This is a genomic window from Novosphingobium sp. 11B (assembly GCF_054589055.1).
This window is the reverse complement of record NZ_BAAILP010000079.1, coordinates 3,614-21,661: the sequence shown is the minus strand read 5'-3', so window position 1 is coordinate 21,661 and position 18,048 is coordinate 3,614. Positions and strand designations below refer to the sequence as shown.

Here is an 18,048-nt window from a genome sequence, read left to right as displayed (position 1 = left end):
CATGCACCAGCCCATCGAAGAACCGTTCGACCCCTCGCTCGACACCTCCAGCGCGGTGGCCATCGTCGGCATGGCGTGCCGCTTCGCCGGGGCGCACGGCCCCGAGGAATTCTGGTCGCTGCTGAGCGAAGGCCGCGACGGGATCGAGACTTATTCCGAGGAGGAACTGCTCGCCGCCGGGGTCTCGCCCGCGCTGCTGCGCAACCCCGACTACGTGCGCCGCGGCGCGCCGCTCGCCGACATGGAGTGCTTCGACGCCGCGCTGTTCGGCCTGTCCAAGCGCGATGCTGCAGTCATGGACCCGCAGCATCGCCACTTCCTCGAATGCTCGTGGGAGGCGCTGGAGGACGCAGGCCATACGCCGCAGGGCTTTGCCAAGGGAACAGGCGGCGTGATCGGCGTTTTCGCGGGATCGGGCCACAACGCCTACATGCCCTACAACCTGCTCACCAACGGCAAGCTGGTGAACGAGGTCGGCCTGTTCCTGCTGCGCCATACCAGCAATGACAAGGACTTCCTGACGACGCGGGTGTCGTACCTGTTCGACCTCAAGGGGCCGAGCATCAACGTCCAGACCGCGTGCTCGACCTCGCTCGTCTCGATCCACATGGCGGCGCAGAGCCTGCTGTCGGGCGAGTGCGACATGGCGCTGGCGGGCGGAACCTCGATCGAACTGCCGCACCGCCGGGGCTACCTCTACGAGCAGGGCGAGATCCTTTCCCCCGACGGCCTGTGCCGTCCCTTCGACGCGGACTCCAAGGGCACCGTGTTCGGCAGCGGCGTCGCCGTGGTGGCGCTGCGCCGACTGGAGGATGCCATGGCCGCCGGCGACCACATCCATGCGGTGATCCGGGGCTCGGCGATCAATAACGACGGCGCGGGCAAGGTCGGCTACCTCGCCCCCAGCGTGGACGGGCAGGCGGCGGTGATCGCCGAGGCCCTCGCGGTGTCCGGCATCGCGCCTTCGGCCATCGACTACGTCGAGGCGCACGGCACCGGCACGCCGATCGGCGACCCGATCGAAGTGGCGGCGCTGCGGCAGGTCTTCGCCCAGTCTGGTGCAAGGCCAGAGCCCTGCGCGCTGGGTTCGGTGAAGGCCAACATCGGCCACACCGACACCGCCGCAGGCGCGGCGGGCGTCATCAAGGTGGCGCTGGCGATGCGCCACGCCGAGCTTCCCCCTGTTCCGCATTTCGGGGCCGCAAATCCCGAATGCGCGCTGGATACTGGCCTTTTCCGCGTACAGGCCACCAGCGCGCCCTGGCTCCGGCGCGACGATCGCCCCCGTCGCGCCGGGGTCAGCTCACTCGGCGTGGGGGGCACCAATGCCCACATCGTCATGGAGGAAGCGCCGCCGCGCGCGCCAAGCGGGCCGAGCCGCCGTCGCCAGCTGCTGATGACCTCGGGCGCCACGCAAGGTGCGGCGGATGCCAATGCTGCGGCGCTGGCGCAGTATTTCGCCGGAGATAGCAACAAGCAACCAGCAACCACCTCCGTCATTGCGAGCGAAGCGAAGCAATCCAGGGCGGTTGACGCCGCCTCTGGATTGCCGCGCCCCTTCGGGGCTCGCAATGACGAAGCGGGGAGGGGGAACGCAGCGAACACGGGCGACGAAGCCCGGCATCTCGCCGACGCGGCCTTCACCCTCAACACCGGCCGCCGCGCGCTGGCATGGCGTCGGTTCGCGGTGGGTCAGGACGGGGCTGAAGCCGCCGCTGCGCTCGAAACCGCGAGCCGCCAGTCGTCCGCGAAGCAGGTTTGCGTGCCCGGCCGCCCGGTCGCCTTCCAGTTCTGCGGCGGCGGGCTGCAGCATGTCGATATGGCGCGTGATCTCTACCAGACCGAGGCCGCGTTCCGTGCCGACGTGGACAAGGGCCTCGCCGTGCTTGCGCGCATCGGCGTGCCGGACCTCAAGCGCTGGCTGTTCCCGGTCGAGGCCGACCGCGATGCTGCGGCCGCCGAGCTGGAACGTCCCTCCAACGCGCTGCCTGCGCTGTTCATCGTCCAGACCGCGCTCGCCCGTTTCTGGATGGCGCTGGGGATCGCGCCGGCCGCGATGATCGGCCACAGCTGCGGCGAGTATGCTGCGGCGCATGTTGCGGGCGTGGTGGACCTCGAAGCGGGCCTGCGCATCGTCCACGCGCGCGGCCGCCTGTTCGAGACGACCGCGAAAGGCGGCATGATCAGCGTGCCGCTTTCCGAGGCGGAACTCGCCCCGTTGTTGCCGCCCGGGGTTTCGATCGCGACGATCAACGCCCCGTCCCTGTGCGTCGTATCGGGCGCGGCGGACGCGGTGGCGGCCTTCCTCGACGATTTGCGCGCGCGTGAGATCGAGGCGCAGCCGATCCCCATCGAGGTCGCCGCGCATTCGGCGATGCTCGACCCGATCCTGCCCGAATTCCGCGCCCTGCTGAAGACGATCACGCTGCGCGCGCCGCAGATCCCCTTCGCCTCGAACCTGACCGGGCGCTGGGTGAGCGCGGCGGAGGCGACCGATCCCGAATACTGGGTGCGGCACTTGCGTGAGCCGGTGCGCTATACCGACGGCCTCGAATGCCTGCTGGGCGAGGCGGACCAGGTGCTGCTGGAAGTCGGCCCCGGCCGGGCGATGACCAGCCTTGCCCGCCAGCACCCGGGGCGCAAGGCCAGCCAGCCGGTGGTCGCCTCGATGCGCCATGCGGGCGAGGAGGTTGCCGACGACCAGCGGTTGCTCGAAGCGCTCGGCGAACTCTGGGCGCTGGGCGTCGAGATCGACTGGACCGCATGGTGGGGCGAGGAGCGCCGCCTGCGCGTGCCGCTGCCGACTTATCGTTTCGAACGCGAGCGGCACTGGATCGAGCCGGGTGCGAGCCTGCACACGGCGGCCTCCGGGGGCGATGCGGATACCCGCCTCGCGCTGGGCGACTGGGGCTACGAGCCGGTGTGGAGCCGCGAGGATCTGGTGGTGGGAGAAGCCGTGGGCGGGGCTGCAGGCGGTCCGGCTCTGGTGCTTTGCGATGACGACGGGTTCGGCGCCAGCCTTGCCGTGCGGCTGCGCAAGGCGGGGGTGGAGACCGTCACCGTCCACGCGGCGACGCGCTTTGCCGCGAGCGCCGCCGACGCCTTCGCGCTGCGGCCCGATGTGCGCGAGGACTGGGCGCGGCTGTTCGTCCGGCTGGGCCGAGACGGGCGGATGCCGCGTCAGGTCTATCATTGCTGGCTGGCGGGCGGGGTAGCCGCGCCGAGGCGCCGGGATGCGGCGATCCTCGACCGGGGGCTGTATGCGCTGATCGCGATGGTGCCAGAACTCGCCGCTCAGGTGGACGAGGGGCCGGTGGTCGTCGCGCTTGTCACCGACAAGGCGCAGCGCGTGGCGGGCGATGCGGACCTCATGCCGCTCAAGGCCACGGCGATCGGCGCCGCGCGCACCGTCTCGGCCGAGTATCCGGCACTCGAGGTGCGCGCGATCGACATCGATCTTGCCGCCGTGAACGCCGCCGACCTTGCCGACGCGGTGATCGCCGAGGTTTCCGGCCCCCGCGCTTCCGGCGACGTCGCCTTGCGCGCGGGCGAGCGCTGGACGCTCGCTTACCGCAACGCGCGCGAGCCGCTGGCCGAGGGGCAGGCGACATGGCTGCGCGAGGGCGGTGTCTATCTCGTCACCGGGGGTCTGGGCGGGCTGGGCCTGTCCATCGCCGACCACCTTGCGCGCGGATACAAGGCGCGCCTCGCTCTCGTCGGGCGCAGCGCCTTGCCGCCGCGCGGGGAGTGGGCGCAGCGCCTCGCAAGCGGCGACCTGCCGCTGGGCGTCGAGGACAAGGTGCGCAAGCTGCTCGCGCTCGAAGCGGCGGGGGCGGACGTGGAGCTGATCGTCGCCGACGTCGCCGATGCCAGGGCGCTGGCGAAAGGCGTGCGCAAGGCGGTCTCCCGCTTCGGCCCGATCGACGGGGTGTTCCATGCCGCCGGTGCGCTCGACGACGGGCTGATCGAGACCCGTAGCCGCAAGGCGGTGGACGCCGTGCTGCGGCCCAAGATTGCGGGCACCTTTGCACTGGAGACCGCGCTGCAAGGTCAGGCGCCGGGCTTCCTGCTGCTGTTCTCCTCGGTCAGCGCCTTCGCGGGGCTGCCGGGGCAGGTGGACTATGCTGCCGCCAACGCCTTCCTCGACGCTTACGCGCAATCGCGGCGCAGCGATCCGCGCACGCGGGTGCAGTCGGTCGGCTGGAGCCAGTGGGCAGAAGTCGGCATGGCCGCCGCGCTCGGCGGGCGCGAGGGCGGAGCGCCTGAAGGAGGGATGGGCGCGCTGCCCGACGACCTCGGGACCGGGAAGGCGATCGAGCATCCCTTCCTCGAACGGCTCTGCACCATTTCCGACGATGAGTTTGTGGTCACCGGCATCCTAACCCCCGTGCGGCATTGGGTGCTCGACGAGCACCGAGTCGTTGATGCCGGTGCGCTGCTGCCCGGGACATCTTTCCTGGAGATGTCTCGGGCAGCAGTTGCGCTGGTCCACCAGGGCGCGCTGGAACTGTCCGACTTCACGTTCCTCAAGCCCTTCGCGGTGCCGGATGGAGAGGCGCGCGCGCTGCGGGTCCATGTCCGTCGGCGGGGCGCGAGCGGGTGGAAGGTCACCATCCTCGGCCGCCCCGAACAGGGCGGGGAATGGACCGAGCACGCACACGGCGTGGTGCGCCCGCACACGCTGACGCCGCTGCGCTCCACGCTTGACCTCGGCGCCATCGCCGAGCGCTGCAGCCCCGCGATCTGCGGCGGCGCCGACCAGCCGATGATGAACTTCGGCCCCCGCTGGGACACGCTCGTGCAGGCGCTTGCGTCCCCTCACGGCGAGGCGCTGCTCCAGCTGGAACTCCCCGCGCCCTACGCCGCCGAGGCCGTGGCGATGGGCCTGCACCCGGCGCTGCTAGACTTCGCGACGGCGGGCGCGCAGACGCTGATTCCCGGGCGCGACCGGAGCTGTGATTTCTACGCGCCGTTCACCTATCGCCGCTTTCTCCTCCACGCCCCGCTGCCCGCGCTCGCGTGGAGCCACATCCGGCTGGTCTCCTCCGATGGCCAGACGGCGGTGTTCAACGTGACGATCACCGACGCCGACGGCCTCGTCGTCGCCGAAGTGCGCGAATTCACGATGATGCACATGGGCGACGCGGCGCTGCTCGCCCGCGCCTCCGCGACGCCGCCGCGCGCCGCGAAGGCCGCCACCGGCGAGATCGTGGCAAGCTCCGAGGGCATCCTGCCCGAAGAGGGCACCGAAGTGATCGCGCGCCTGCTCTCGGGCCGGTGCCGCCCGCATACGGTGATCTCGCCCTACGACCTCGCGCCGGTGCTCGCGCGCCTGCGCAGCCCGCCGCGCGCCAGCCGCTGCGAGGCTGCGAGCGGCGATCCGGCGGATCTGCCCGCGACCCCGGCCGAACAGGTCATCGCCGACTTGTGGTGCGACCTGCTGGGCATGGAGGCGGTCGGGCGGCACGACAACTTCTTCGATCTTGGCGGCCATTCGCTGCTGGCGGTGCAGTTCACCAACCGGCTGCGCAAGAAGACCGGCCGCACCCTGCCGCTCGCGGCGATGCTCGGCCAGCCGACCGTCGCGGGGCTTGCCGCCGTGATCGACCCGGACAGCCGGGCGCCTGACATGCCCGCCGCCGCCGAGGCGGATGCACCGGGTCTTGGCTTGGCTCAGGGCATCGTCACCATCCGCAAGGGCGGCCCGGCCACGCCGCTGTTCCTGATCCACGACGGGCTCGGCGAGACGCTGCTCTATCGCGGCCTGGCGCTGCGGCTGGACGGCGCGCGGCCGGTGCTGGGGATCGAGCCGCTGCGCAAGGCGGACGGCAACTACGCCCACACTCGCATCGACGAGATGGCGACGTACTACATCGGCAAGGTGCGCAGCGTTCAGCCGCAAGGCCCCTATCTCCTCGCCGGGCTCTGCGCCGGGGGCGTGATTGCCTTCGAGATGGCGCAGCAACTTCAGGCGATGGGCGAGCAGGTGGCCTTCGTCGGCGTGATCGACGCCGCCGACGTCGAGGCGCGCAAGCACCGCTTCGGCGAGAGCCGAGCCCGCCTTGGCCGCGTGCTCGGCGTGTTGAAGTCCGGCAATCCGCTGCAGATGCTGCCCGACCTCTGCCGCCGCGCCTGGAACCTCGCTCGCTGGGAGATCGAGTCGCGGATGCGGAGGGCCGAGGATCGACGAACCGTCGATGCCCTGCGCGCTGCCGATGCCGGTGACGCGGCGATGGAAGCGGATGCTCCGGCGATCCCGTTCCTCAGGCTCTATGAAGCCGCACACAAGGAACATCGGCCGATCGGCATCCTGCAATCGACCAGCGTGGCGCTGTTCAAGGCGTCCAACGACACCGACCTTGCCGACGATACCCCTTACCGCGCGATCTACCGGGACTTTGCGCTGGGCTGGGGCAAGCGGGTGCGCGAGGACATCGTGATCCTCGACATTCCCGGCGGCCACATGTCGAACCTGCAGGAGCCGCACGTCGCCACGCTCGCCCCGCTGTTCCAGAACGCGCTCGACGATGCCGTGTCCGAGCACGGGCCGTGGAGCCGCGCCGCGGTGATGCAGGAAGAGCGGTTCGACTTCTTCGAGGAGGCGGCGGAATGAGCGGGCGCGCAGTTCGCCGGGGGCTCGACTTCCCGATCGCCGTCGTCATCGTCAACTACCGCACGGCGGCGCTGGTGACGGAATGTCTCGCCAGCCTCGATGTCGAGCGGCGCTCCGGCGCGGGACTGCGGGTGATCGTGGTGGACAACGATTCGCGTGATGGCTCGGCCGAATCGCTCGAAGCCGTGATCGTGCGGGAAGGTTGGGACTGGGCTACGCTGGTGCGTTCGCCGACCAACGGCGGGTTCGGGACGGGATGCAACCTCGGCATCGAGCACGCCCTTCGCGACGGCGAGGCCCGCGCGGTCTGGCTGCTCAATCCCGATACGCGCGTGATGCCCGGCGCGGCCAATGCACTGGCCGCCTTCATGGCGGCAACGCCGCGCGCGGGCGTCGTGGGTACGGCGCTGCTGCTCGCCGATGGCGCGCCGTGGCCTTACGCCTTCCGCTTCCCTACCGTACTCGGCGAACTGGAGCGGGCCTTGCGCTGGGGGCCGGCCTCGCGCCTGCTGGCGAGGCACAGGACGGCCCGGCGGATGGACGGGCGCGCCGAGCAGATCGACTGGGTCTCCGGCGCCAGCATGGCCGTGCGCCGCGAGGCGCTGCAGCAGGGGCTTCGCTTCGACGAGGACTATTTCCTCTACTACGAGGAGACCGACTTCTGCCGCGAGGCGAAAACGCGCGGGTGGCAGTGCTGGTATGCGCCGCGTCCGACGGTGCTGCACGTCGCCGGACAAAGCACCGGCGTCACCGGCGAGGACGCTCATGCGCGGCGGGTCCCGGGTTACTGGTTCGCATCGCGGCGGCGCTATTTCCGCAAGAACCATGGCTGGGCTTATGCGCTGGCGGCCGATCTCGCCTGGATCACGGGGCATTGCTTCTACCTCGTCAAGCAGCAGCTGCGCCGCAAGCCGCGCGAGGATCCGCCGCGGCTGCTCAGCGACTTTCTCTGGTTCGGGATGCTCGCGCCCCAACGGCGTTGAGGCCATGGGAGAGGATCTCGTCGCGACACTCGCCCGGCACGGCATCATCGGTGAGCGGATCGCGGCGCCGTTTCCGCTTTGGCTGGTGCGGGCGGATCCGGACAACGCGGGCGACGTTTCCGCGCTCCTGAGTGACGAGGAACGCGCGCGCGCAGATCGGTTCAGGATTTGTGCCCTCGCGCGGCGCTACCTGGCGGCGCATGGCGCGCTGCGCCTGCTGATCGAGGCCGAGTTCGGCATTGCGGCATCGCGGCAGCGCTATGGCGTGAACGATTTCGGCAAGCCGCATCTTCGTGATGTGCCGCATGTGCAGTGCAACATGAGCTACAGCGGAGAGGTCGCGCTCGTCGCTTTCGCGCGGCACGTGGAGATCGGGATCGACATGGAGCGGGTGCGCTCTGTCGACGACGCGGCCGGACTGGCTGCGATGTATTATACCGATCGCGAATTAATGCAGTTGAATGAAAGGCCGGATGCGTTTTCCGACCATGCATTCCTGACGGTCTGGGTCAGGAAGGAAGCCTGTTCTAAGGCACTCGGAAAGGGTCTTTCAATTGCCCCGTCATCGTTCGAGTGCGGTGTGGGCTGCGGCCCGAGGAACGTGCTTGTCGATGGAGAAGTCGTAGAAAGCGATGTTGTCGACCCGAAGGGCGGTTTGCTGATGTCTTGGGCCATGCGAGGCCAGTGTTAGTTCCCAAATACTAACCGACATTCTTGCTTTTCTCTGTACTCAGTTAGCCTGCGACTGAAGCAGTCCTTCGCGGATGACGTAGGCGATCATGTGGGCGCGGTTGCGAGTGCGCGTCTTGAGCCGCACGTTCTCGACGTGGCGTTCGACCGTGCAGGGCGCGATGTTCAGTTCGATCGCGGTTTCCTTCGCCGAACGACCCATGGCCACAAACTGAAGTACGTCCAGTTCGCGTGAAGTCAGCTGGACGTTCTCGGTTCCTTCAATTCGATACATATAAACCCCCGTAGACTCTAATGGGGTCAGTTAACCCCATGAACCCAATGTCGCATCGCTCTAACGGAGAGTCACGCAATATTTTGGGGGAATATACCTAGCTCGTCATCCTCTTGAGGCACTTATCAGTACTATAATGGGACTCTGAAAATTCAGTATAAGCGGCCCATCCGGAACACATGAATATAACAAAAGCAGATAGATGACTCCGGATCACCTATTGTAACAAAGTGTCTCTGCTCTTGCGCGCAATCATCCTGTCGGTCTGGATCGACCCGGAGAAGCGCCTAGTGCTTGAATCGGAAGAGGTCGAGCCATGATCGAACAGACTCGGCTGCGGGGGATGGCTCGTCTGAGGAATATCGACGTTTCCCTCCACGGCCTCCTGACCGACGAGGCTGGAAGGCCTGTTAATTAACTCGCGTGCCATTACCGCGGCCTGGGTACGGTTTTCCACCCCGAGCTTGCGCAGGATGGCCTTAACCGCCGCTTTTACCGCGGCTTCGTTGATGCCCATCTCGCGCGATATCGCCTTGTTGGGCTGGCCGAGTGCAAGATGCTCCAGGACGCGCAGTTCCCGGTCGCGGAACCCGAACGCCTCGATCGCCGGGGCGGGGGCGGCGTGCCGTGTGGCTGCCGGCAGGCTGACGAGGAAGTCGATCACCTCCGGCGGCGCCACCTTCTGCCCGTTCGAGACCATCTGCAGGATCGCGACCAGCGAAAGATAAGGCACGTTGTCGGGAAAATAGGCATAGGCTCCGGCCGCATAGAGCGCGACCATCTCGTCGAAATCGAAAGCGCCGGTAAGCACGATGATCCGCATTTCGGGATGGTCGTGCTGCATGGTTTCGACGATGGCGGTGCAATTATCCTGCAGCAATTCGCGCTCGACGACGAGGATGTGCTGAACCTCTTCTTCGGGAAGACCCAGGTTCAGTTCTTCGAGAGCGGAAACCGATTCCGACACCTCGAAGTCCGCATCCGTGAATATGCGCCTTAGACCTTCGCGGATGATCGAATTCGTGATCGCAATGGAAATGGATGCCGGCATGTCGGTTCGTATGCCCCTCTTCGCATTTTCGCCCCCATGCGTGTCAGGCACCATGGATGATGATTAATAGTTTGACAATGCCGTAAAAATCAGTGCTCGGATGGGTAAGGATTGTTGCTGCGGCGTTGCAGCATTGCGGTAAGTCGATGGGGAACGATTACTGCGGGCCGATGTTCCGGGCGCAAGATACGCGACTGAGCGGCACTTCTATCGGAAGACACGTAATCGTGCCTCTTACGGATTGCGTAAAAGTCATAAAGGCGAAGTCGGAATAGAATACTCGGGGCGGTCATCGCCGAATGGCGGCTGCCCGGCAAATCTGGCTTCTTGTCCCTAGCGGGGCCTGCCGATCGTTGCGGCTACGCGGATACGCGCATCCGGGCTTTCTCGCCCGGCCGGGGGAGCGGGAGCCTCGACCATGATCGTCAAGACCTATGAGATTTCCGGTCCCTGCGCCTTCGTGCCCAGCCGGATCGCCGACACGCGCGGCTGGTTCGCCGAAACCTTCCGGCACGATCTGTTCGCCCGGCACTGCGGCGATGCGGTCTTCGTGCAGGACAACGAGTCCTGCAGCCTTGCCGTCGGCACCGTCCGGGGCCTGCACTACCAGCGCCCGCCGCATGCACAGGGCAAGCTGGTGCGCTGCACCGCGGGCGCGATCATGGACGTGGCGGTGGACATCCGCGCCGGCTCTCCCACGTACGGCCACTGGATCGCCGAGACGCTGACGCCCGACAACGGCACCCAGCTCTGGATACCGCCCGGCTTCGCGCACGGGTTCTGCACGCTGCTGCCCGACACCGTCGTCGCCTACAAGGTCACCGACTACTACTGCGCCGAATGCGACCTCGGCATGCGCTGGAACGACCCGGCGCTGGCGATCGACTGGCCGCAGCTTGCCAACCCGGCCAGCCTCTCTCCCAAGGACCGCGCGCAGCCGTTGCTGTGCGAGCGGCCCGCGCACTTCTTCTTCGAGGAGCTTGCCGCATGCGCGTGATGGTGACCGGCGGGGCGGGTTTCATCGGCTCGGCGCTGGTGCGCCATCTGGTACAGACGCGCGGGGACACCGTCCTCAACCTCGACAAGCTGACGTATGCGGGCAACCTCGCCTCGCTGAACTGCGTGGCCGGGCGCGAGAACTACCGCTTCCTGCGCGCCGACATCTGCGACCGGGCCGCGATGGCCGAGGCCTTCGCCCAGTTCCGCCCCGACAGGGTGATGCACCTTGCCGCCGAAAGCCACGTCGATCGCTCGATCACCGGCGCGGGGGACTTCATCGCCACCAACGTCGTGGGCACCTTCACCCTGCTCGAAGTCGCGCGCGACTACTGGCAGCGCCTGCCCGCTACCGAACGCGACCGCTTCCGCTTCCTCCACGTCTCGACCGACGAGGTCTACGGCTCGCTCGGCGACGAAGGGCTGTTCGAGGAGACCACGCCCTACGATCCCAGCTCGCCTTATTCGGCCTCGAAAGCGGCGTCGGATCACCTCGTCAAAGCCTGGTATCGCACGTACGGCTTGCCGGTGGTCGTCTCGAACTGCTCGAACAACTATGGCCCTTATCACTTCCCCGAGAAGCTGATCCCGCTGACCATCCTCAACGCGCTGGAGGGGCGCCGCCTGCCGGTCTACGGCCGGGGCGAGAATGTGCGCGACTGGCTCTATGTCGACGATCACGCGCGCGCGCTGGAGTGCATCGCCTCGCGCGGGCGGCTGGGCGAGACCTACAATGTCGGGGGCCGCAACGAGCGCCGCAACATCGACGTGGTGCGCCGCATCTGCATGATCCTCGATGCGATGGCGCCGGGTCCGGTGCCGCGCGAACGCCTGATCGAATTCGTCGAGGACCGTCCCGGCCACGACGCCCGCTACGCCATCGACGCGAGCAAGCTGGAGAGCGAACTCGGCTGGCAGGCGCAGGAAACCTTCGAGACCGGGATCAGCCGCACCGTCCGGTGGTACATCGACAACGAATGGTGGTGGCGCCCGCTGCGCGCCCGGTACGAAGGCGAGCGCCTCGGGCTGATGCAGGAGGTCGCCGCGTGAGACTGGCGGTCACCGGCACCGGAGGGCAGGTCGTGCGCGCGCTCATGGAGCGGGGCGCGGCGTTCGGGGTCGAGGTCCTGCCGGTCGGACGTCCGGTGCTGGATCTGCTCAGGCCCGAGAGCGTACGCGATGCGCTGGCCGCCGTGCGCCCCGACGCCATCGTCTCCGCCGCCGCCTACACCGCCGTCGATGCGGCCGAGACCGATCGCCGCAAGGCGCAGGCGGTCAACGAGCACGGGGCGGAGGCAATCGCGCTTGCCGCGCGCGATCTCGGCGTGCCGCTGGTGCATTTGTCCACCGACTACGTCTTCGCCGCCGATGCGGGGGGGCCGCACACAGAGGATGCGCCGACCGATCCGGCCGGGGTCTACGGCGCCACCAAGCTCGCAGGCGAGCGCGCGGTGCTGGCCGCACATGGCGGCAATAGCGCGGTCTTGCGCACGGCCTGGGTCTACAGCCCGTTCGGCGGCAACTTCGTCAAGACCATGCTGAGACTGGCGCGCGAACGGGATGAAGTCGGCGTCGTCGCCGACCAGTTCGGCAACCCGACCAGCGCGCTCGACATCGCCGAGGGTGTGATCGCGGTCGCGCGCAACCTGCTGGCGGACCCCGATCCGTGCCTGCGCGGCGTGTTCCACCTGACCGGGCAGGGCGACGCCTCCTGGGCGCAGCTTGCCGAGGCGTTGTTCGATCTGTCCCACGAAATGGGCGGGCCATGGGCACAGGTCCGCGCCATCCCGACCAGCGCCTATCCCACCGTGGCGCGTCGCCCGGCGGACTCCCGCCTCGACTGCGCGCGCATCGCGGCGGTGCACGGCGTTACCTTGCCGCCGTGGCGGACCTCCCTGCGCGGCGTCGTGCAGCGGCTGGTCGCCCGGCATCACTCCCTTAACCAGTTCGCAGGAGCCTGCTCATGAAAGGCATCATTCTCGCCGGGGGCAGCGGAACGCGCCTCTATCCGATGACGCTGTCGACCTCGAAGCAGCTCATGCCGGTCTACGACAAGCCGATGATCTACTACCCGCTGAGCACGCTGATGCTGGCGGGCATCCGGCAGATCCTGATCATCTCCACCCCGCGTGACCTGCCCGCCTTCCGCGAACTGCTGGGCGATGGGTCGCAATGGGGACTGGAACTGGAATACGCGGTCCAGCCGCGCCCTGACGGGCTGGCGCAGGCTTACGTGATCGGTGCGGATTTCGTGGGCGGGCAGCCCTCGGCGCTGATCCTGGGAGACAACATCTTCCACGGCCACGGCCTGCCCGACCTCCTCGCCCGCGCCGGCGAGCGCCAGCGCGGGGCGAGCGTCTTCGCCTATCATGTGCAGGACCCCGAGCGTTACGGCGTGGTCGAGTTCGACAGCCGGGCGCGCGCCGTCTCGATCGAGGAGAAGCCCAGCCTGCCGCGCTCCAACTGGGCGGTGACCGGGCTCTACTTCTACGACGCGCAAGTGGTGGAGATCGCCGCCAACCTCGCCCCTTCGCCGCGCGGCGAACTGGAGATCACCGACGTCAACCGCGCCTATCTGGAACGCGGCCAGCTGTCGGTGGAGATGATGGGGCGCGGCTATGCCTGGCTCGATACCGGGACGCCCGACAGCCTGATGGACGCGGCCGAGTTCGTACGCATCCTCGAGAAGCGGCAGAGCACCAAGATCGCCAGCCCGGAGGAAGTCGCCTATCGCCGGGGCTTCATCAGCGAAGCGGGACTGGAGCGGGCGATCTCGCGGCTCGGCAAGTCGGACTATGCGCGTTACCTGCGGCATGTCCTGGAGCAGGGCGGGGTTACGCCGGACACCGCGCTGCCGGGCGCGCGGCTGGAAATGGACCCGCATCCCTCGGTGCAGTAAGCGTCGGGCGGTCATTACTCTCCCCCCGCTCAGGCTGAGCGGGGTGGCGGAGGGGCGCTTCGTCTAATTGAAACACTCCTGGTCATCCCCGCGAAGGCGGGGACCCATTTGATGCCGGTGCAACACGAAATGTCAGGAGATGGGTTCCCGCCTTCCCGGGAATGACCGTCGTAGAGTTTGCGATGATCGCGCGCCCAGGAATTACGTGCGCGGCGTGAAGTCCGGCACCAGATGGCCCTTCTCGTCCATGCGCGCCGGCACGATGCCGGGCTTTTCGCGGAACGGCGCCTCGTCGTCGTTGCCGAAGATGGTGCACCACCAGCGGCCTTCCTTGTCCTTGAAGATGTTGCCGCCGCCGCCGCACGGCACGCTCTCGTAGCGGTCGCGGTACGGGCCGAAAGGCGTGTCCGAGGTCGCCAGCGCGAAGGAATAGCGGTTGGGGTGGAAGCGGTCGACGGCGCCGAGGTAGTATTTGCCGTCATGCTTGAACATCGTCGCGCCCTCGAAGCCGATGTCCTTGAAGCCGCGGTGAACGCACTTCTTGTTGTGGTGCAGCGGGTCGGGGTCAGGGGTTTCCAGCGTGATCGGCGTCCACTCGCCGTCGTAGCCGGACAGGTCGGGCTTCAGGCGCACCATCTCGAAGGCGCCGCCGTACGTCAGGTAGACCGCGCCGTCGTCGTCACCGAACAGGGTGGCGTCGATGCCGTTGCGCAGCGGCTTGTCGGGCGAGAAGGCGTGGACGTAGGGACCGGTCGCCTTGCCGGAGGTGCTGCGCAGGATCGCGATGCCGGAACGGCTGATCGAATGGCAGATGTAGTAATTGCCGTTGATGTAGTGGATCTCCGGCGCCCAGATCGCGCGGAAGTAGTCGCCCTTGCGCACAGTCCACTTCTTTTCCCAGCCTCCGTCCTTCTCGATGCTCCAGACGAGGCCGAGGTAGTCCCACTCCTTGAGATCGGCCGAGCGCCAGAGTTCGACACCGTCGTTGGCCTTCCAGATGTCGTCGCCGGTGGAGCCGGTCATGTAGTAGAAACCGTCACCACCGAGGCACACGATGGTGTCGCGCAAGTGGACGTGGATCAGCGGCTTCACCGGCGGGATCAGGCCCTGCGTGACGACGCGGCCGGAGTCGGAATCGTTCCACGGCAGCGCGGTCTTCGGCGGCGTGCCGGGGCCTTTGAAGCGCACGCCCTTGCGGTCTACCGCCGCCTCGCTGGTGACCCAGCCGCCGCGCTCGGTTTCGGGCGTGACCGGAAGGCCGGGACCGCTGCGCGTGGCGACGTCGTAGTAGCCGGGCGGGGGAGGCGCGATCGGACGGCCGTTGTCGTCCTCGACCGGGAAGGGCGGGCGCTTCAAAGGCTCGGCGGCAAGGCCGAGCGAGGGGCGCGTGCCCAGCAGCGCGAGGCTGCCGGCAACCACCGCGCGGCGGCTCAGTTCGAAGCCCTTGGTCACGTCATCTCTCTCCCGGTTTGGATAGCGCTATCATAATTGGACCGAAAAAATCCCGGCCCTCGCGGTTAAGCGGGGGCCGGGACAGGTCGTCAGTACTTGAAGCGGACGCCGAAGTAGAACTGGCGGCCGAAGCTGTGGTTGAGGACGGCGCGGTCGGCATCGCCGATGTACATGTCCTTGACCTCGTTCGTCAGGTTGTTGCCCTCGATGGTGAGGGTGATCTTGTCGGTCAGGTTGACGCCGATCGAGGCATCGACGTTGATCGCGCTGTTGACGCCTTCCTGCGTGCTCTGATCGCGCGCGCCGCCGCCGAACGCTTCGACGTAGCCCGAACGGTAGGACACCGAGCCGCGCAGGGAGAGCAGCTTGTCCTCGTAGAACAGAGTGCCGTTGGCGGTGTGCTTGGACAGGTTGGTCAGCGGGCCGACCACGGTGCCGATGCCGCCGGGGCCGGGGTACTTGAGGTCCGCCTTGACGTAGGTGTAGTTCGCCAGGATGCCGAGGTTGCTGAGGAAGCCCGGCAGGAAGTCCAGCTGGTGCTGGTAGTTCAGCTCGAAGCCCTTGAGCTTGCCGCCGTCGCCGTTGATCGTGCGGCGCACGGTCACCGGCACGTTGGCGGGCAGGCCTTGGTCGGTCGCGAGGTTGAGCGGGAAGCCCAGCTGGTCGAACGGCACCAGCGTCGAGATCTGCGTGCCCGAAAGCGAGCCGATGTCCTTCTGGAACAGGCTGATGCCCAGCAGCGAGCCCGGTGCGAAGTACCACTCGGCCGAGAAGTCGAGGTTGAACGCCTCGGTCGGGTTCAGGTACGGGTTGCCCTGGTTGAAGACCTGGTTCGCCTGCTGCAGGATCAGGTTGCCGCCGGGCGACAGCGCGCCGAGGCCCGGACGGGTGATCACCTGCGCGGCGCCGAAGCGCAGCAGGAAGTCGGGGGTGATCTCTGCCACGAGGTTCATCGAGGGCAGCCAGTTCTCGTAGCTGCGCTTGACGGTGATCGGGGTGGCGACGCCGCTGGAGAGACCATACCCGAACGAGGTCTGGCCGGTCTTCACGTAGCGCACGCCCGCGTCGCCCCGGAACATGATGCCGCCGATTTCGCGCTCGAAATCGATCTGGAACCACGCCGCCTTGTCGACTTCCTTGATCGAGCCGGTGTTGCTGGCCGCCGTCGCGTTGGGGTTCGTACCCGCCACGTCACGTCCGTTGACGCGGAAGTCCACGTCGCGGCCGTTGATGTTGGTCACGCAGTTGCAATAGATATTGAGCGTATCGACGAAGCCCTGCAGGTCGGGGATCACGTAGCCCGAATAGTTCGGATCGCCGGTCTTGCCGTTTAACGGCTTGGTCAGCGCCGCGACCTGCGCGGGCGTCAGCGTGCCAGAGGAGGTTTCGGCGACGAAGCGGCGGCTCTCGAAAGTCTCGTAGCGGAAGCGGCGATATTCGCCCCCGAAAGACAGCTTGAAGCCGTCGGCCACGTCCCACTCCGCGCCCAGCTTGGTCGAGAGGTAGTCGTTGGTGACCTCGTTCTTGCGGATGCGGATGTCCGAGGTGCCGTTGGTGAACGCCCAGCTGGCCGGGTCGCTGGGATCGAAGCCCCAGTTGATCGTCGGCGCGCGGCTGTTGTCGCGGTAGTCCCACGAGAACCCGTCCGAGTTGGCGCGGTCGAGCACAACGGTGGTCTGCTCGGGGCTGTCGAACTTGGACTTGGAGTAGCCCGCATAGCCGTTGAGGCGGAAGGTATCGCTCAGTTCCTGCTTCACCACGGTGTTGTACTGGTAGAAAGTGGTGCTGAAGCGGTCGTGGCGCGATTCGATGCGCATGTCGACGTCGTCGAACACGCCGTAGACCAGCGAGTTGTTGTCATCGACCACGCCGTCGCGGATGATGGTCTGCGACTTGCCCGAAGCGCCCGAGCGGCTGAACGAGAGCGCCTCGATGTAGTTTTCCCAGCGCTGCGTCTTGGACTTCGCATAGAGCCCCTCGACGACGATTTCGGTGCGATCCGAGGGCTTCCACTGGACGGCGCCGGTGAGACCCAGGCGCTTGATGTCGTTCTTCCAGCTGTCGTAGCGGGGAATGCGCGGGTGATAGATCAGGTCGCCCCAGTTGGAACCGTCGGCGGCGGGGGCCTGGTTGATCTGGGCGGCGGTGTAGCCGGGCAGGGTGGAGGCCGCGTTGAAGCCGCCGTTCACGCCCGCCGGGCTCCAGCGCACGGTCGAGTGGCCTTCCTCCTCGATGGTGCGGGTGGAATAGGCGGCCGAGGCGAGGATGCCGAACGTGCCCGAATCGTTCTGCCAGCTGACGAGGCCCGCAAGGCGCGGGTCCCAGGCCTTCGACAGATCGTTGTAGCCTGCGCGGGCGGACCCGGCGACGACGAAGTTGTCCTTGAAGTCCAGCGGGCGGGCGGCCTGCAGGTCCACCGTGGCGCCGAGCGAGCCCTCTTCGACCGAGGCCGAGGCGGTCTTGCGCACGGTCAGCGAGTTGAACAGTTCCGAGGCGAAGATGTTGAAGTCGAAGCCGCGGCCGCGGTTGACGCCGCCGCCTGCGTCCGAACCGCCGGTGGTCGCCACCGCTTCCATGCCGTTGATGCGCACGCGGGTATATTCGGGGCCAAGGCCGCGCACCGAGATCGCGCGGCCCTCACCGCCTTCGCGGCTGATCGCAACGCCGGGAATGCGCTGGAGCGATTCCGCCAGGTTGTTGTCGGGGAACTTGGCGACGTCCTCGGCCTTGATCACGTCCACTGCGGCGGTGGACTGGCGCTTTTCGGCCTGCGCGGTCTGCACCGAGTTGCGGAAGCCGGTAACGATGATGTCGGCGGGCGTCGCGCCGTCGATCTCGGAGGTCTGCGCGTCCTGCGCATAGGCCGGCGAGATGCAGGCGACGGCCAGAACGGTCGCGGACGCACCGCGCACCAGGCGACGACGAAGAATTGCGGAACTGCGCACCCTGATTTCCTCCCCATTTGTAGACCGGCGACGCGGGACTTTCCCGTCCTCGCCTTGACCGGCCCAGCCTCCCTTTTATGGTCGAGCTTGATACCGGTGTCAGAGACTACGAACAACACGCTGATTGATACGCCCGGCGCTTCAT

11 protein-coding genes are annotated in these 18,048 nt (G+C 67.4%); 7 read left to right on the top strand and 4 right to left on the bottom strand.

What is annotated here, in order from left to right; translation table 11 throughout:
• Position 1: 1 nt before the first annotated feature.
• From ACYPYD_RS07035 to ACYPYD_RS07025, 3 genes are read left to right on the top strand one after another with little or no spacing between them, the layout of a single operon-like run.
• Positions 2 to 6,613, top strand: a complete 6,612-nt coding sequence (locus ACYPYD_RS07035; protein WP_459662598.1) for a type I polyketide synthase — start codon at positions 2 to 4, stop codon at positions 6,611 to 6,613.
• Positions 6,610 to 7,596 (top strand): glycosyltransferase family 2 protein, encoded by a 987-nt coding sequence (locus ACYPYD_RS07030; protein ID WP_459662597.1) that lies wholly within the window; start codon positions 6,610 to 6,612, stop codon positions 7,594 to 7,596. Before ACYPYD_RS07035 ends, ACYPYD_RS07030 begins: the two co-directional genes overlap by 4 nt.
• 4 nt (positions 7,597 to 7,600) lie before the next feature.
• Positions 7,601 to 8,287 (top strand): 4'-phosphopantetheinyl transferase family protein, encoded by a 687-nt coding sequence (locus ACYPYD_RS07025; RefSeq protein ID WP_211149493.1) that lies wholly within the window; start codon positions 7,601 to 7,603, stop codon positions 8,285 to 8,287.
• Positions 8,288 to 8,326: 39 nt separating this feature from the next.
• Here ACYPYD_RS07025 and ACYPYD_RS07020 read toward each other — a convergent pair whose 3' ends face one another.
• Positions 8,327 to 8,560: a response regulator transcription factor gene (locus ACYPYD_RS07020; protein ID WP_008830144.1), complete on the bottom strand. Its 234-nt coding sequence runs from the start codon at positions 8,558 to 8,560 to the stop codon at positions 8,327 to 8,329.
• A gap of 217 nt (positions 8,561 to 8,777) precedes the next feature.
• Entirely contained in the window at positions 8,778 to 9,611 is an 834-nt protein-coding gene (locus tag ACYPYD_RS07015; protein ID WP_459662596.1) for a response regulator transcription factor, read from the bottom strand.
• Between the two features lie 418 nt (positions 9,612 to 10,029).
• Here ACYPYD_RS07015 and rfbC point away from each other — a divergent pair, with 418 nt between their 5' ends.
• Genes rfbC through rfbA form a run of 4 tightly spaced genes read left to right on the top strand, consistent with a single transcriptional unit; the run spans position 10,030 to position 13,506 of the window.
• Positions 10,030 to 10,608, top strand: coding sequence for a dTDP-4-dehydrorhamnose 3,5-epimerase (rfbC, locus tag ACYPYD_RS07010; protein WP_459662595.1), 579 nt, complete (start codon positions 10,030 to 10,032; stop codon positions 10,606 to 10,608).
• A complete protein-coding gene (gene rfbB / locus ACYPYD_RS07005; protein WP_008830141.1) occupies positions 10,599 to 11,657 on the top strand; it encodes a dTDP-glucose 4,6-dehydratase in 1,059 nt (352 codons plus the stop codon). Before rfbC ends, rfbB begins: the two co-directional genes overlap by 10 nt.
• Positions 11,654 to 12,574 carry a dTDP-4-dehydrorhamnose reductase gene (gene rfbD / locus ACYPYD_RS07000; RefSeq protein ID WP_459662594.1) on the top strand — a complete coding sequence of 307 codons (921 nt, stop codon included), beginning with the start codon at positions 11,654 to 11,656 and terminating at the stop codon, positions 12,572 to 12,574. Before rfbB ends, rfbD begins: the two co-directional genes overlap by 4 nt.
• Positions 12,571 to 13,506, top strand: a complete 936-nt coding sequence (rfbA, locus tag ACYPYD_RS06995; protein WP_008830139.1) for a glucose-1-phosphate thymidylyltransferase RfbA — start codon at positions 12,571 to 12,573, stop codon at positions 13,504 to 13,506. Before rfbD ends, rfbA begins: the two co-directional genes overlap by 4 nt.
• A 201-nt stretch (positions 13,507 to 13,707) precedes the next feature.
• On the opposite strand, the gene ACYPYD_RS06990 is transcribed toward rfbA, so the two are convergent.
• Both ACYPYD_RS06990 and ACYPYD_RS06985 read right to left on the bottom strand, forming a co-directional pair.
• A complete protein-coding gene (locus tag ACYPYD_RS06990) occupies positions 13,708 to 14,958 on the bottom strand; it encodes a family 43 glycosylhydrolase (protein WP_459662593.1) in 1,251 nt (416 codons plus the stop codon).
• 89 nt (positions 14,959 to 15,047) lie between these two features.
• Complete coding sequence (locus ACYPYD_RS06985; protein WP_459662592.1) at positions 15,048 to 17,903, bottom strand: TonB-dependent receptor; 2,856 nt, start codon at positions 17,901 to 17,903, stop codon at positions 15,048 to 15,050.
• Positions 17,904 to 18,048 lie beyond the last annotated feature (145 nt).

Coding starts and splice junctions, on each gene's coding strand:
- ACYPYD_RS07015 (WP_459662596.1), bottom strand. CDS start 9,611: ATGCCGGCATCCATTTCCATTGCGATCACGAATTCGATCATCCGCGAA.
- ACYPYD_RS07020 (WP_008830144.1), bottom strand. CDS start 8,560: ATGTATCGAATTGAAGGAACCGAGAACGTCCAGCTGACTTCACGCGAA.
- rfbB (WP_008830141.1), top strand. CDS start 10,599: ATGCGCGTGATGGTGACCGGCGGGGCGGGTTTCATCGGCTCGGCGCTG.
- ACYPYD_RS07035 (WP_459662598.1), top strand. CDS start 2: ATGCACCAGCCCATCGAAGAACCGTTCGACCCCTCGCTCGACACCTCC.
- rfbC (WP_459662595.1), top strand. CDS start 10,030: ATGATCGTCAAGACCTATGAGATTTCCGGTCCCTGCGCCTTCGTGCCC.
- rfbA (WP_008830139.1), top strand. CDS start 12,571: ATGAAAGGCATCATTCTCGCCGGGGGCAGCGGAACGCGCCTCTATCCG.
- ACYPYD_RS07030 (WP_459662597.1), top strand. CDS start 6,610: ATGAGCGGGCGCGCAGTTCGCCGGGGGCTCGACTTCCCGATCGCCGTC.
- ACYPYD_RS07025 (WP_211149493.1), top strand. CDS start 7,601: ATGGGAGAGGATCTCGTCGCGACACTCGCCCGGCACGGCATCATCGGT.